This is a genomic window from Pseudoalteromonas fuliginea (assembly GCF_000690055.1).
Classification (GTDB): Bacteria; Pseudomonadota; Gammaproteobacteria; order Enterobacterales; family Alteromonadaceae; genus Pseudoalteromonas; species Pseudoalteromonas fuliginea.
In genome coordinates this window covers 22166-36103 of record NZ_JJNZ01000010.1, presented here as the reverse complement: position 1 = coordinate 36103, position 13938 = coordinate 22166, and the positions used below count along the sequence as shown (strand labels likewise).

General features: G+C 39.2%; 9 protein-coding genes. 4 read left to right on the top strand and 5 right to left on the bottom strand.

Annotated elements, in window-relative coordinates; all coding sequences use genetic code 11:
- The first annotated feature begins 20 nt into the window (after positions 1-20).
- The gene (locus tag DC53_RS16510; RefSeq protein WP_007376671.1) at positions 21-1331 is read left to right on the top strand and encodes a lysine N(6)-hydroxylase/L-ornithine N(5)-oxygenase family protein; all 1311 of its coding nucleotides are present in this window, start codon (positions 21-23) and stop codon (positions 1329-1331) included.
- A 127-nt stretch (positions 1332-1458) separates the two neighbouring features.
- The gene (locus DC53_RS16515) at positions 1459-3483 is read left to right on the top strand and encodes a S9 family peptidase (protein WP_033028645.1); all 2025 of its coding nucleotides are present in this window, start codon (positions 1459-1461) and stop codon (positions 3481-3483) included.
- A gap of 851 nt (positions 3484-4334) precedes the next feature.
- On the opposite strand, the gene DC53_RS16520 is transcribed toward DC53_RS16515, so the two are convergent.
- Positions 4335-5936 (bottom strand): isocitrate lyase, encoded by a 1602-nt coding sequence (locus DC53_RS16520; protein WP_007376673.1) that lies wholly within the window; start codon positions 5934-5936, stop codon positions 4335-4337.
- Positions 5937-6178: 242 nt separating this feature from the next.
- On the opposite strand from DC53_RS16520, the gene DC53_RS16525 reads away from it, so the two are divergent.
- Positions 6179-8359 (top strand): malate synthase G, encoded by a 2181-nt coding sequence (locus DC53_RS16525; RefSeq protein ID WP_033028644.1) that lies wholly within the window; start codon positions 6179-6181, stop codon positions 8357-8359.
- A 226-nt stretch (positions 8360-8585) separates the two neighbouring features.
- On the opposite strand, the gene DC53_RS16530 is transcribed toward DC53_RS16525, so the two are convergent.
- From DC53_RS16530 to DC53_RS16545, 4 genes are all read right to left on the bottom strand, one after another.
- Positions 8586-9311: a YebC/PmpR family DNA-binding transcriptional regulator gene (locus DC53_RS16530; RefSeq protein ID WP_007376676.1), complete on the bottom strand. Its 726-nt coding sequence runs from the start codon at positions 9309-9311 to the stop codon at positions 8586-8588.
- A 132-nt stretch (positions 9312-9443) separates the two neighbouring features.
- Complete coding sequence (locus tag DC53_RS16535) at positions 9444-10049, bottom strand: HAD family hydrolase (RefSeq protein WP_007376677.1); 606 nt, start codon at positions 10047-10049, stop codon at positions 9444-9446.
- 331 nt (positions 10050-10380) lie between these two features.
- Positions 10381-10875: a DUF6702 family protein gene (locus DC53_RS16540; RefSeq protein WP_007376678.1), complete on the bottom strand. Its 495-nt coding sequence runs from the start codon at positions 10873-10875 to the stop codon at positions 10381-10383.
- On the bottom strand, positions 10875-13322 hold the full coding sequence (locus DC53_RS16545; RefSeq protein ID WP_033028643.1) for a M1 family metallopeptidase: 2448 nt from the start codon (positions 13320-13322) through the stop codon (positions 10875-10877). The genes DC53_RS16540 and DC53_RS16545 overlap by 1 nt, the downstream gene beginning before the upstream one ends.
- A 322-nt stretch (positions 13323-13644) precedes the next feature.
- Between DC53_RS16545 and DC53_RS16550 the strand changes: the two genes are divergently transcribed.
- Positions 13645-13881 carry a hypothetical protein gene (locus DC53_RS16550; RefSeq protein ID WP_008139309.1) on the top strand — a complete coding sequence of 79 codons (237 nt, stop codon included), beginning with the start codon at positions 13645-13647 and terminating at the stop codon, positions 13879-13881.
- The last annotated feature ends 57 nt before the right edge of the window (positions 13882-13938 follow it).

The following is a 13938-nucleotide window of genomic DNA, read 5'->3' as shown; positions in this document are numbered from 1 at the left end:
TTTAAACGAGGAGTTTAAGCATGGCACAGCCACTAATACCTACATACGATATCATTGGTGTCGGATTTGGCCCATCAAATATAGCTTTGGCGATTGCCTTAGAAGAAATTAAGAGCAATTCCACCACACTAAATGCCTTATTTATTGATAAACAGCGAGAATATCAATGGCATGGTGATACTATTACTAACCAAAGTGGGCTACAAGTCTCATTTTTGAAAGATCTTGTTACATTGAGAAATCCAACCAGCCCTTACTCTTTCTTAAATTATTTACATTCACATAATCGTTTAGTGGACTTCATAAATTTAAGTACTTTCTACCCAAGCAGGTTAGAATTTAATGACTACCTTCGCTGGGTTGCGGGTCATTTTTCTTCTCAATGTCAATACGGCGAAGAGGTTACCTCTATTGAGCCGGTTATGGATAATCAAAAAGTAAAATTACTCAAAGTGACAACAGCAGATACAGGTGGTACAAGTAAGATCCGTTTTACTAAATCACTTGTTATGGGCACTGGCGGAACCCCTTTAATACCGGAAGTTTTTCAACCGCTAAAACAAACCCCGCTTGTATTTCATCATACTCACTACCTATCAAAAATGGCTAAACTTATTCCAGTAAAAACAAAAGATTTACGCATTGCTATAATCGGGGGTGGGCAAAGTGCTGCGGAAGCTTTTATTGATATTGATGATAATTATCCACACGCAAAAGTTGATTTAATTATGCGTGGTAATTCGATGAAGCCAGCAGATTCAAGTCCCTATGTGAATGAAATTTTTAACCCATCATCAACAGACTCTATATTCAGTAAAACGCAGCAAGAAAGAGAAGAGCTATTAAAAGAATATAAATACGCTAATTATTCAGCTGTTGACTCATCGATGATTGAGCAAATATATAATATTTTTTATCAACAAAAAGTTGCCATGATGGAGCAACATACATATTGCCCTAACAGTGAAGTTACTGAAGCATCTGAAAAAAATGGAAAAATAACGCTGTCTATACTTGATAGAAAATCAAATCAGCATGCTACGAATAATTACGATTTAGTAATTTTAGCAACAGGGTATCAACGACCTAAAATGGCGCCTATGTTAGAACCTATTAAAGCCTATTTAGGAAACATTGATATTGATCGAAATTATCAAGTTAAAACGGACGAACGTTTTCTTCCATCGTTATTTTTGCAAGGGCGTTCAGAATCATCCCATGGTTTAAGCGACACCTTACTCTCAATACTTTCGGTAAGGTCAGCAGAAATAGCACACTCATTACAGGCAGAGTTGCAAGAACAAGCTCAACAAGCAGTTGCTTTAGCTTAATCCCTTAAAATGCATATTACTCAAATAAGTCATTATCTAAGTAATGTGCATTCATCGCAATCGGGTTTATTTTCAATCATTATTGCCTTATAACAGATGTGATACTGTTTAATAACAAGGAATAAAAATGAAGTTTATTGCCCCTTTTGCGCTTTTGGCAACAGTCAGTTTTTCAGGTTTTACGAGTCAAACAGAACAAACGCTACAACTTGAAAACGTATTCGACCTTGAATATGCGAATCAGATAGATATAACCGAAGACGGTAAAACCGTTTACTTTGTGCGTAATCGTATGGATATAAAAACAGACCGCAAAGTGGGTAATATTTGGTCTGTTGATTATAAAACTAAACAAATGCAACCATTAACCTCTGGCGTGCATATGGATTATTCGCCAGTACTCTCTCCTGATGGTCAACGCCTTGCGTTTATATCAACACGTGATGGCAGCAGCCAAATATATATAAAATGGCTTAAAACAGGTGCTATGGCAAAAATCAGTAACTTAACGAGTAGCCCTCGTGCAATTACATGGAGCCCTGATTCTAGCCAATTAATATTTAACATGTTTGTACCAAGTGCAACTTCAGCCCCCGTAAACCTGCCCGGTAAACCAAAAGGGGCAACGTGGGCAGAACCCGCTAAATTTATTGATGATGTTTATTACCGTTCAGATGGTGGCGGTTACACACAAAAAGGTTTTAGCCAATTATTTTCCATAGATGCTAACGGTGGTAATGCCAAGCGACTCACTCATGATGAGTTTGATAACGCCGGCGATGTAAGCTTTAGTAACGATGGTAAATCACTTTATTTTTCTGCAAACCGACATAAAAACAACCAGCTAAAATTCACAAATAATGAAATTTATAAACTTGATTTGGCCTCGCAAACTATAACCGAAATTACTAACCGAGATGGCCCTGATGAACAACCTAAAGTATCGCCCGATGGCCGTTACTTAGCGTACACCGGTTATGACGATATACGCACTAATTACGAAAATGCTCAACTTTATATTCGTGATTTAAAAACAGGTAACACAACTAGTTTAACGCCAAATTTTGATCGTAGCGTTGGGCAAATAAAATGGAGTGCCAATTCAAAAGGTGTGTACTTTAGTTACGCCGATAAAGGCCAAACCGCCCTCGCCTATCAACCACGCAGTGGCAAGCGTAAAATAATAACAACTCAAATTGGCAGCGTTGCCTTTGGACGCCCTTATTCTGGTGGCGACTTTGATGTAAGCGAAGATGGAGAGGTAGCCTTTACCCTTGCCGATACCCAGCGCCCTGCTGATATAGCAACAATTAAACGCGGTAAAGCCCAGCGTTTAACTACCCTTAATGCAGATGCATTGGGCGACAGAGCTTTGGCTAAAGTGGAAGAAATTTGGGTTAAATCAAGCCACGATGAACTTCCTATTCAGGGGTGGATTGCCTACCCGCCAGAATTTGATAGCAGCAAAAAATACCCGCTAATACTAGAAATTCACGGCGGCCCTGTCGCTAATTATGGCCCGCACTTTAGCGCTGAAATTCAACTGTTTGCAGCCAAAGGCAATGTCGTTTTATACATGAACCCACGTGGTAGTGATTCCTATGGTAAAGAGTTTGCACAAACTATTCATCATAATTACCCAAGTAACGATTTTGATGATTTAATGACAGGTGTTGATGCGCTAATAGCGAAAGGCTTTATTGACGAGTCTAAATTGTTTGTAACCGGTGGCTCTGGTGGCGGTGTGCTAACAGCTTGGATTGTAGGTCATACCGATCGCTTTGCTGCGGCTGTAGTTGCCAAACCGGTTATTAATTGGATCAGTTTTGTACTAACAGCAGATTTTTACCCGTTTTTTGCTGATTATTGGTTCCCAGGTAAACCATGGGATCACATTGAGCACTACATGAAACGCTCGCCTATTAGCTATGTTGGAAACGTTAAAACTCCTACTATGTTGCTCACTGGTGAATCTGACTACCGTACACCAATTTCAGAAACTGAGCAGTTTTATCAGGCATTAAAATTACAAGGTGTTGATACTGCAATGGTGCGAATTCCTAATGCTTCACATGGCATTACAGCTCGGCCATCAAACTTAATGACAAAAGTTGCTTATATTCAATGGTGGTTTGATAAACACACTAAATAATAAATTTATAGCTCAAATAAAAGCCACTTCAAATAAGTGGCTTTTATATTTACCGCTATAGTATTCAAACTGTAAACCCCCTTTACACTTCTGTGACAGTTAAATATCGGACTTAGCTAAAACTTGAGTTAGTAAAATTTCGGTTTATAACATTTTTTGTAACTTGAGTTGGTAAAAAATCGGTTTGAGTCACTGTTTATAGCCTTTCAGTTAGTAAAATTTTGTTTTATAGCACAAAGAAGTTAGTAAAAAATCGGTTTATAAATTCGTTTAGTTTGCCTATTAAAGCAAAAATCAGTCACTTACCCGCCTTTTAAAGTTGCCGTAAACGCTTTTTACAGCAAAATCACCCCAAATATACCGTTTTATGAAAGGTTAGTTAAACTCTGATCTGTAAATTGAGACAGGTAGTTAAATAGTGATCCAAAATGATTTGGCAAGGCCGTGTTGAACTTTGGTTGGTGAATTTGCAGCAGTATGTTTGGTTTTTAGGCAAGGCGGAGCTTATGTAGTGTGGTTATTCCCCATGAATAGGCGATAACGTAGCATAAATACCAAACATGCGCTGCCCTTTGGGTTCTTTCTAGGGACGATAAACTCTTTGTTGCCTACATGGATGTAGGTAAGGGGCGTGAGCAGGACGCGGAAGCTTTGCTCGGTTTTTACTTAGCCCACTAGGTTACAAACCTCGCGCCGCGATTTAATCGCCCTAGATTGAACAAATTTCAATCCACAAAGATCAACACGCCCTAGTTAAAGTCTGATCTGTAATTGTGCTTCAATGTTCTAACTTTATTTAAAGCAATAAAAAAGGGCCTATTGGCCCTTGAGTAACACTATCTAGTTAGGAATTAAAACTGGTTCATGGTGTTGTCTTCACCACCGGCTTTTAGCGCGTTATCACCAGAGAAGTATTCTTTGTGCGTATCGCCCATGTTAGACCCTGCTAAATCTTGGTGCTTAACCGATGCTTGCTCACGGCGAATTTCTTGGCGTTGTACGTCACGTACATAAGCCAGCATACCCATATCGCCAAAGTAACCTTCTGATAAAATATCAGTGCTTAGCGCAGCTGTATGGTATGTCGGCAAGGTTATTAAGTGATGGAAAATACCGGCTTCACGTGCGCCATCGCGCTGGAAGTTTTGCACTAGTAAATCGGCTGCTTGCGCAAGCTCTGTTGCATCCATTTCTGGTGCCATAAGGCCTTTATTATCGCCAAGACTTGGGTAAGCACTAAGGTCACGGCCTGCCTCTTCCCACTCTTGATACACTTGCTCACGAAACTTAAGCGTCCAGTTAAACGAAGGCGAGTTGTTGTATACCAGTTTTGCATTTGGCACGTGTTCTTTTACACGATTTACCAGTTCTGCAATTTGTTTAACATGTGGTTTTTCTGTTTCAATCCACAGTAAATCAGCGCCCGACTGCAAGCTAGTAATACAATCTAGTACTACACGATCTTTTTCCGTGCCTTCACGGAATTGGAATAAACCGTTATCTAGACGAGTTGGTTTACATAACTGGCCATTAATTTTCATTGCCGTGTCGCCTTCATTTAAGTCATCAACACCGTTAATTGGCGTGGTTTCTAAAAATGCATTGTATTGGCTTGCTAAGTCACCTGGCGTTTGCGAAACAGGTACCTTTTGCGTAAGGCTGGCACCCAATGAATCTGTACGTGCCACAATAATACCGTTATCAATACCTAGCTCTAAAAAGGCGTAACGTACTGCGTTAATTTTTGCTAAAAAGTCTTCGTGTGGAACGGTCACTTTACCCGCTTGGTGACCACATTGTTTAGCGTCAGATACTTGGTTTTCTATTTGAATGGCACACGCACCGGCTTCAATCATTTTTTTAGCCAGTAAGTAAGTTGCTTCTTCGTTACCAAAACCTGCGTCAATATCAGCAATAATTGGCACAACATGGGTTTCAAAGTTGTCTATTTTATCAATAACAGCTTGAACATCGCCTCCGTTCGCTTTTGCTTCATCTAGGTCGTTAAACAAGTGGTCTAGTTCACGTGCATCTGCTTGCTTTAAAAATGTGTAAATTTCTTCAATTAATGCAGGTACCGATGTTTTTTCGTGCATGCTTTGATCTGGCAGCGGACCAAATGCAGAGCGAAGCGCTGCAACCATCCAGCCACTTAAGTATACATAGCTGCGTTTAGTTGTTTTTTGATGGCGCTTAATAGCCATCATCATTTGTTGTGCAGTAAAACCATGCCAACAGCCTAAAGATTGTGTGTACTGGCTTGTATCTGCGTCATATGCTGCCATATCTTCACGCATTACGTCTGCTGTGTATTGTGCAATTTCAATCCCAGTACGGAAACGGTTTTGCAAGCGCATGCGGCTTGCATATTCAGGGTTGATTGCGTGCCATGCGCTACCTTGAGATTGGCAAAGAGTTGAGAGTGTGTCTGTTTCGCGTTGATATGTTGTCATAATAAAATCCTTCGAACGGGTGTGTAAATAATTTTAGTGTTGTGAGAGTGGCTACGTTGCTCATGCTCCGTAGCGCTTAAATCAACATTAGGCTCATTTTTTAGATTTAGTAAATTTATAGTTGTTATTACGGCTATATATTTTATGAATGACTAAAAAGCACTCAACATTGCTTTTTTGCGTTATTGTTGCCTTAACGCACAAGCGCACAACAACATCGCGACCGTTTAAGGAGGGCAATTATGTCCCACACTCTCACACACTCAGGACTCAGCGTAGACACACAACTCGCTGATTTTGTTAAAAGCCAATTACTCCCTGGCACTCACTTAAGTGAGCTGCAATTTTGGCAAAGCTTTGCACATATAGTTCAAACGCTTACCCCTATAAATAAGGCACTGCTTGAAAAGCGAGAGCTGCTTCAACAGCAAATAGATGACTATCATCTAGCTAATAAAACGTGGAATAGCGCCAAGTACCATGCCTTTTTACAAGATATTGGCTACTTGGTAAAAGAGCCTGCCAACTTTACAATTGAAACCCAAAATGTAGAGCCTGAAGTGGCCCTTACAGCAGGCCCTCAATTGGTTGTGCCTGTAAGTAACGCACGCTTTGCACTTAATGCCGCTAACGCGCGTTGGGGCTCGTTATACGACGCTTTATACGGTACTGATGTACTAAGCGAAGATGACGGGGCTGAAAAAGGTAATACCTACAACCCTGTTCGTGGCTTTAAGGTAATGGCCTACGCTCGCCAGTTTTTAGATAAAGCATTGCCGTTGACTAATGGCTCGCATATAGAAAGCACGAATTACTCAGTAGTAGATGGCGCACTTTTAATTACCTTGCGTGATAGCTCTCAAACCACATTAGCTGACCCATCTCAGCTTATTGGCTATCAAGGAGAAGCGCAAAATCCAACTGTAGTGTTATTAAAAAACAATGGCTTACATATAGAGCTACATATCGATCACCACCACATTATTGGCCAAGCTGATAAAGCAGGCTTAAAAGATGTAGTGCTAGAGGCCGCGCTTACCACCATTATGGATTGTGAAGATTCAGTAGCTGCGGTAGATACAGAAGATAAAGTACAAGTTTATAAAAATTGGCTTGGGTTGATGCAAGGTAGCTTAGTTGAATCGTTTAAAAAAGGCGATAAAACTGTTGAGCGCACTCTGCAAAGTGATAAAACATACACCGCACTTGATGGTGGCACAGTTACTTTAAAAGGCCGTAGCATGATGTTTGTAAGAAACGTTGGCCATTTAATGACGAACCCTGCTATTACCGATGTGTACAATCAACCGGTATTTGAAGGCATTATGGATGCGATGTTTACTGCGACCGCAGCCCTGCACGACCTAAATAAAAAAACAGGTATAAAAAATTCAAGCGCGCAAAGTATTAATATAGTTAAACCAAAAATGCATGGCCCTGAAGAGGTAGCGTTTACTAACACTTTATTTAGCTTAGTAGAGGAAGCGCTAAGCTTACCTAAAAACACGCTTAAAATGGGTATTATGGATGAAGAACGCCGCACTTCTGTAAACCTGAAAGCCTGTATTTGTGCAGCCAAAGAGCGTGTTGTATTTATAAATACTGGATTTTTAGACCGCACAGGCGATGAAATTCATACCTCTATGCAAGCGGGCGTTGTACTTCCAAAAGCACAGATTAAACAGCAACCATGGATACAAGCTTATGAGGATCGCAATGTCGATATTGGCCTTGCTTGTGGCTTGAGTCATAAAGCACAAATAGGTAAAGGCATGTGGCCAATGCCAGATAAAATGGCATTAATGATGGAGCAAAAACAAGCTCACCCTAAATCAGGCGCTAATACAGCATGGGTGCCCTCCCCTACAGCTGCTACCCTGCATGCAATGCATTATCACGATATAAACGTATTTAATGAGCAGCAAAGCATAGCTAAACGTACTATTGCTAGCCTTAATAACCTACTTACACCGCCGCTAATGGCAGACCCAAAAACGCTTTCAAAAGAAGATATTCAAAGTGAGCTAGAAAACAACGCACAAGGTATTTTAGGTTACGTTGTACGTTGGATTGATCAAGGCGTAGGCTGTTCAAAAGTACCTGACATTAACCATATTGGGCTAATGGAAGACAGAGCAACACTGCGTATTTCAAGCCAGCATATGGCTAATTGGTTGCTAAATGGCGTGTGCTCACAGGCGCAAATAAAATCAACCATGGCTAAAATGGCCAAAGTGGTTGATGGTCAAAACGAGCATGACACTGCCTATACACCCATGGCAACAGACGAAGAAACCCTTAATAACAGCATTGCGTTTCAAGCCGCTACTGCATTAGTTTTAGAAGGCGTAACACAGCCTAGTGGTTACACTGAACCATTACTGCATAGCTACCGTATTAAATACAAAGCACAACATTGTTAATCACTCCAAATTTTTAACACGAGCTTGAATTGTTTTTTGAGTCAAACCAGCCTTCGGGCTGGTTTTTTATCGCCTAGAATTAAAATAGCAGCGCTTTTATGGCATTTTAAAAATATATATATTCAAATAAGCATAATACACATGAATATCTAACATTTATTCAAACGTAAAAAAGCGTGTTTTGCATACACAAAACACGCTTTTTAAAGCTTTTAACCGTTTACGTTTAATTTTTTACAATGGCATTGTGATAAATATTTTGTACATCGTCACAATCTTCAAGCATATTTATAAACTTATCGAAGTTAGCGATAACTTCTTCGTCCTCAATTTCAATATTAACTTGAGGAATAAACGTAATTTCATCTACTTCAAAGTTAATGCCTTCAAATGCGTCTTCAAGGGCTGTTTTAGCTTTAAAGTATTCTGTTGGCGGTGCAAATACCGATATTTTACCGTCCTCGGCTTCAACGTCGGTTACATCAACATCAGCCATCATTAATGCTTCTAATACGACCTCATCGTCATCGCCTGCAAAGCCAAGTACCGCATAATGATCAAACATATGCGCTACACAGCCAGGAGTACCAATTTTTGAGTCTGTTTTAGTAAATGGCAAACGTACATCTTTGATAGTACGGTTCGGATTATCGGTCAAACAGTCAACAATAACCATGCAATTACCAGGGCCATAGCCTTCGTAACGGGCAACTGAATAGTCTTCCCCTGCTCCACCGGCTGCTTTCTCAATTGCTTTTTCAATAACGTGTGCGGGAACTTGGTCTTTTTTAGCTTTTTCGATTAGGCGGCGTAATGTTTGATTTACTTCGGGATCGGGTTCACCACTTTTTGCTGCAACGTAAATCTCTTTACCATACCTTGAGTTTATTTTCGTTTTAGCATTAGCCGTTTTGATCATAGAACTTTGACGAACTACAAATGCTCTGCCCATTTTGTGCCTCTAATGAATACGTTACGTTTTGCAGTATTTTACCAATTCAAAACGTATTGGGCTAGTTTTGTAATTTAAATAGTGTACTACTTATTACTAATTAAATTAAGTAACACGCTATTTAACATAACTCTAATTTTCTGAGTAATTATCAATTAATCCAACTAGCTCATAAAAGTCATGTAAAACGTAGTCAGCTTGATCTGCATAACCAGGAGTCACATCAGGAGCATATAAACAAGCACGCATATCTGCGTTGTGTGCAGCTTGTATGTCATATAAGTAATCACCAACGTAGAGCAAATTAGCAGAACTAATATCCCAAAGCGTAGCAATTGCATTTAATGCACTTGGATCTGGTTTTGCGGGTGCGTCGCTTCGCGTTAAAACCGTGCTGATAGGTAATGGATTATTCTGAAGTTTTATTGATGCTGCTTTATCAAAGTTTCGAGTAACTATAGCCATTGGAATTTTTTTAGCTTTTAACTGTGCAATAGCTTCGCTAACACCTGGTAATAACGTGGCATGTTGAGCATCGAGTAACTCATGCTGATGCACAATATTCATAGCTTCTTCACGCATGTAAGGTGATGGGAGTTGCGCTATAAAATCGAGTAAGTCCTGCTCACAAGGACAGCCTATTTGTGCTTTTATAAGCGAAAAATCTAATTCAGACGATACCAATGTGCCATCTAAATCAAAAATAACACCATGAATAGCCTCTACCTGAGTCGTCATATCATTCCTTGGGTGTAATAATAATTTACTAAACGTACTTTAAACATAAAATGCTCTACTACTTATGCCCAAATTATGGGGAAATAACATCAACTATATTTAAATTAATAATGCGTAAACACATCAATCAACTGATAATAAAGAAAAAATAAAAACTTAGTAATTACCTTTAGATTGCGCGAAACAAGGTAAATATACAATACAAGTTGATTAATTTTACGGTACTTTACATAGTACAGATCAATTATGAATGTATCTTAAACAAAAGAAGAGAATACGCGCACATTAATTACAGTGCGCGTAGATTGGGAAAGGTTTATTCAAATAATAATTAATTTTGCTCGAAGCGGGCTTCAAGCCATGTATCATCTTGGGCAAAGTTTAAGGTTTTAATCCTACCTTTCCCCTCAACATTAACCATATTCACCTGAGTTGGCCATAAATCACGCAGTGCACCATTACTCATTTTAATCCCTTCAATCCCTTTTGGTATAGGTGCTTCTTGGTAAACCCAAAAAAACTTTCCATCAACTTGTGCACCTACAAAGCTAAGCGGTATAGATTCACCACTTAGTGTTTGTAGCGCAACGTGCGATTCAACATACTTAGCAAAACGTTGTTGATCGGTTTTATTACTAATAATATCGATTTTGCCTTCAAATAATGTTCCTACGGCATGTTCGGTATCATGTAAATAAAAGCGATGCATTAACTCAACATTATGCGTTCGTTTGTTAAAAAGCACCGTTGTAACTGACGATTTTAGTTGATGCGCTATACTTGGCGCAGCAACTAAAAGGCAAACAATAATAAGCAAAAAGCGCATTATTGCTGCTCCTCACCGTCATCCTTTTCGTCTTTTTTCTCATCGCTTTTAAGCTCAGTTTTAATATCTTGCATGATATCGCGACTCACTTTAGCTTTACTCTTTTCCTTTTTAAACACTTCAATACGTGAAGGAATAATACGGCGAGGGTAATTGTTGTTTTCAACATCTACATCAGCTGTTTCCCAACCTGGATCGACAGTCACTGATACAAGCGGCTTGTTTTTATCGGTAACAATCAGCTTTTGAACGTTTTTATAATTACGACGCCAAATTTCAGCAGGAATATAGCGTTCTTCTTTAGTGCCATCTTCATATGTTAGCTCAAGTAATATAGGCATTACCAAACCACCTAGGTTTGAAAATTCCATTACGTAATAGTTTTTATCTTCTTCTAAAGCGCGTTCAAGCGTTTTACGCTCCCACGGCTCTAAGCCTTTTAAAAACTTGTTGTACGAGTTGCGTTCTTTATTGGTTACAGTAAAACGGTCGTTTTCGTCATAAAAATCGGTAACATCAGGGTTTTTCTCAACCCATGTTTTTTTACCTTCTGCGCGGTTACGCTCAACAAATAATGAAGTAGGCTTGTCTGCTTCAATATCGCGTAAACGGCTGTAATCAATATCAGGGTTTTTAGTGTCTAAGCGTAGTTGATATACTTTATCTAAAGAGATATCAACATGGTCTGTGGTGTAAAACCAGCCACGCCAAAACCAATCTAAATCAACACCAGAGGCTTCTTCCATTGTTCGGAAAAAATCAGCTGGGGTAGGGCGCTTGTATTTCCAGCGCTGAGCATACTCTTTAAATGCAAAGTCGAATAAGTCACGGCCTAAAATCACTTCACGTAAAATATTAAGTGCTGCGGCAGGCTTAGTATAAGCATTAGGACCTAAGCGTAATACGCTGTCTGACTGAGTCATAATTGGCACTTGGTTTTGTGACTTCATGTAGCTCACTATATCGCGAGGCTCAACACCCCAAGGAATAGTAGGATCCCATTCACGACCAGCAACACCATCTAAAAAGCTGTTTAAGCCTTCATCCATCCACGTCCATTGGCGCTCATCCGAATTTACAATCATCGGAAAGTAAATATGGCCAACTTCATGAATAACTACGCCAAGTAAAAAGCGCTTTTCAGCTTGAGAATAAGTACGAGTACCATCATCTTGCAACTTAGTACGTGGACCGTTAAAGGTGATCATTGGGTATTCCATACCACCAACGGGGCCATTAACCGACTGTGCAGTTGGGTACGGGTAATCAAAAGAATACTTAGAGTACACTTCCATTGTGTGTACTACCGCTTCAGTTGAGTACTTCTCCCATAAGTCACCACCTTCTTTAGGGAAGAACGACATTGCCATAACTAAAGGCTGAACGTCACCACCTTGCTGATAACCTTTTGCATCCCACATAAACTTACGAGACGACGCCCAAGCAAAGTCACGAACATTCTGTGCTTTAAAGTGCCACGTTTTAGTTTTGTCTGTGCCTTCTTTTTCGTTTTCTAGCGCTTCTTCTGCGTTAACAATAAATACAGGACGCTTAGATGTTTCAGCTTGCTTTAAACGTTTGCGCTGCGTACTTGTTAGTACTTTGCTCGCGTTATCAAGCTTACCTGTTGCCGATACAATGTGATCAGCAGGAACAGTAATCTCAACATCGTAATCACCAAACTCAAGCGTAAACTCACCAGAACCTAAAAATGCCTTGTTTGTCCATGCTTCGTAATCGGTATAAGCGGCTAAGCGAGGGAACCACTGAGCAATTAAGAATATGTCGTTGCCGTCTTCTTCAAAATGCTCGTAACCAGAACGTGCACCTACAGCATCTTCTTCAACAATGTTGAAGGCGAAGTTCATGCTAAATTCTACTTCTTTACCTGGTTTTAATGGCTCGTTTAAATCAACGCGCATTAAAGTATCAACAACAGTTACGCGCAGCTCTTTGCCGTCTTCGTCTTTAACACCACTAATAGTGTAACCAAGTTCGTTGTCGCTCATAAATTGCTGACGACGTAGCTCACCTAAACTTAATTTAGCAGGCTTTTGAGCTGGTAGGCTTTTTAAAGTGCTTTTAAATGTTTTTGTTGTTTCGGCAATAGAGTCACTTTTAAAAATATTTTGATCTAGCTGTAACCACAAATATTTAAGCGTATGTGGTGAGTTATTTTTATATTCAATACTTTGGCTACCCGTAATACGGTGCTTTTTTTCATCTAGCTTTACATCAATATCGTAATTAACACGTTGCTGCCAGTATTTTTCTCCTGGTTCGCCAGCCGCACTACGGTAAACATTTGGTGTTGGCAGAGCTTCGTCTAATTGACGAAACTTATCAACATAAGAACCTTTTGTTTGCTCAACTGAAGACGCCATAACAACACTCGACATTGCCAGTGGCAATACAAAAGCGCTCAGCGTAAGACCTATTTTTTTCATTGTTAGTCCTGATAAATTTTAGTAAGGGTACTTTGACAAAATAACAGCTTAGCTTCAATAAATTATCGATAAAGTGCAGCTTTTATAAGGTGGTATTCACTAACGTTTTACAGCTTTTTATTATGTATAAAACTATGACTAAAATAAACGGGAGCAAAACTGTAAAGGGGGTTTACAAAAAACACAATTACTTAGTATTAAAACAGGAACAAACAACTCAATTTATAGAGTTCATCCCTAATTCATTACAACAAACTACAGTGTAGGTATATTTGTTAACTTACATTAACTTCAAATTACATTAGTAAAAACGGAGACTGCTATGAAATTTTATATTGTTAAAAAAGATCAGCAGCTCGAAGCTATTCCAGCTGAAGAAGAATTGCTTGAAAGTTACCAAAATAATAACTACAAATACGTAAATATAGTGTCGGCATGTAACAAACAGGATGCGTTAAAACGACTCCCATCCATACAAAAAAGTAATAAGAAACGCATTATTATTGGCGTAAATATTGCTGCAATCTCAATAATATTGGCTATTTATACGATAAATTAAAAATAGTTAATATTTTTATTGATCTTTAATGCTGTTTGTATTTAAAATCGCCCACCC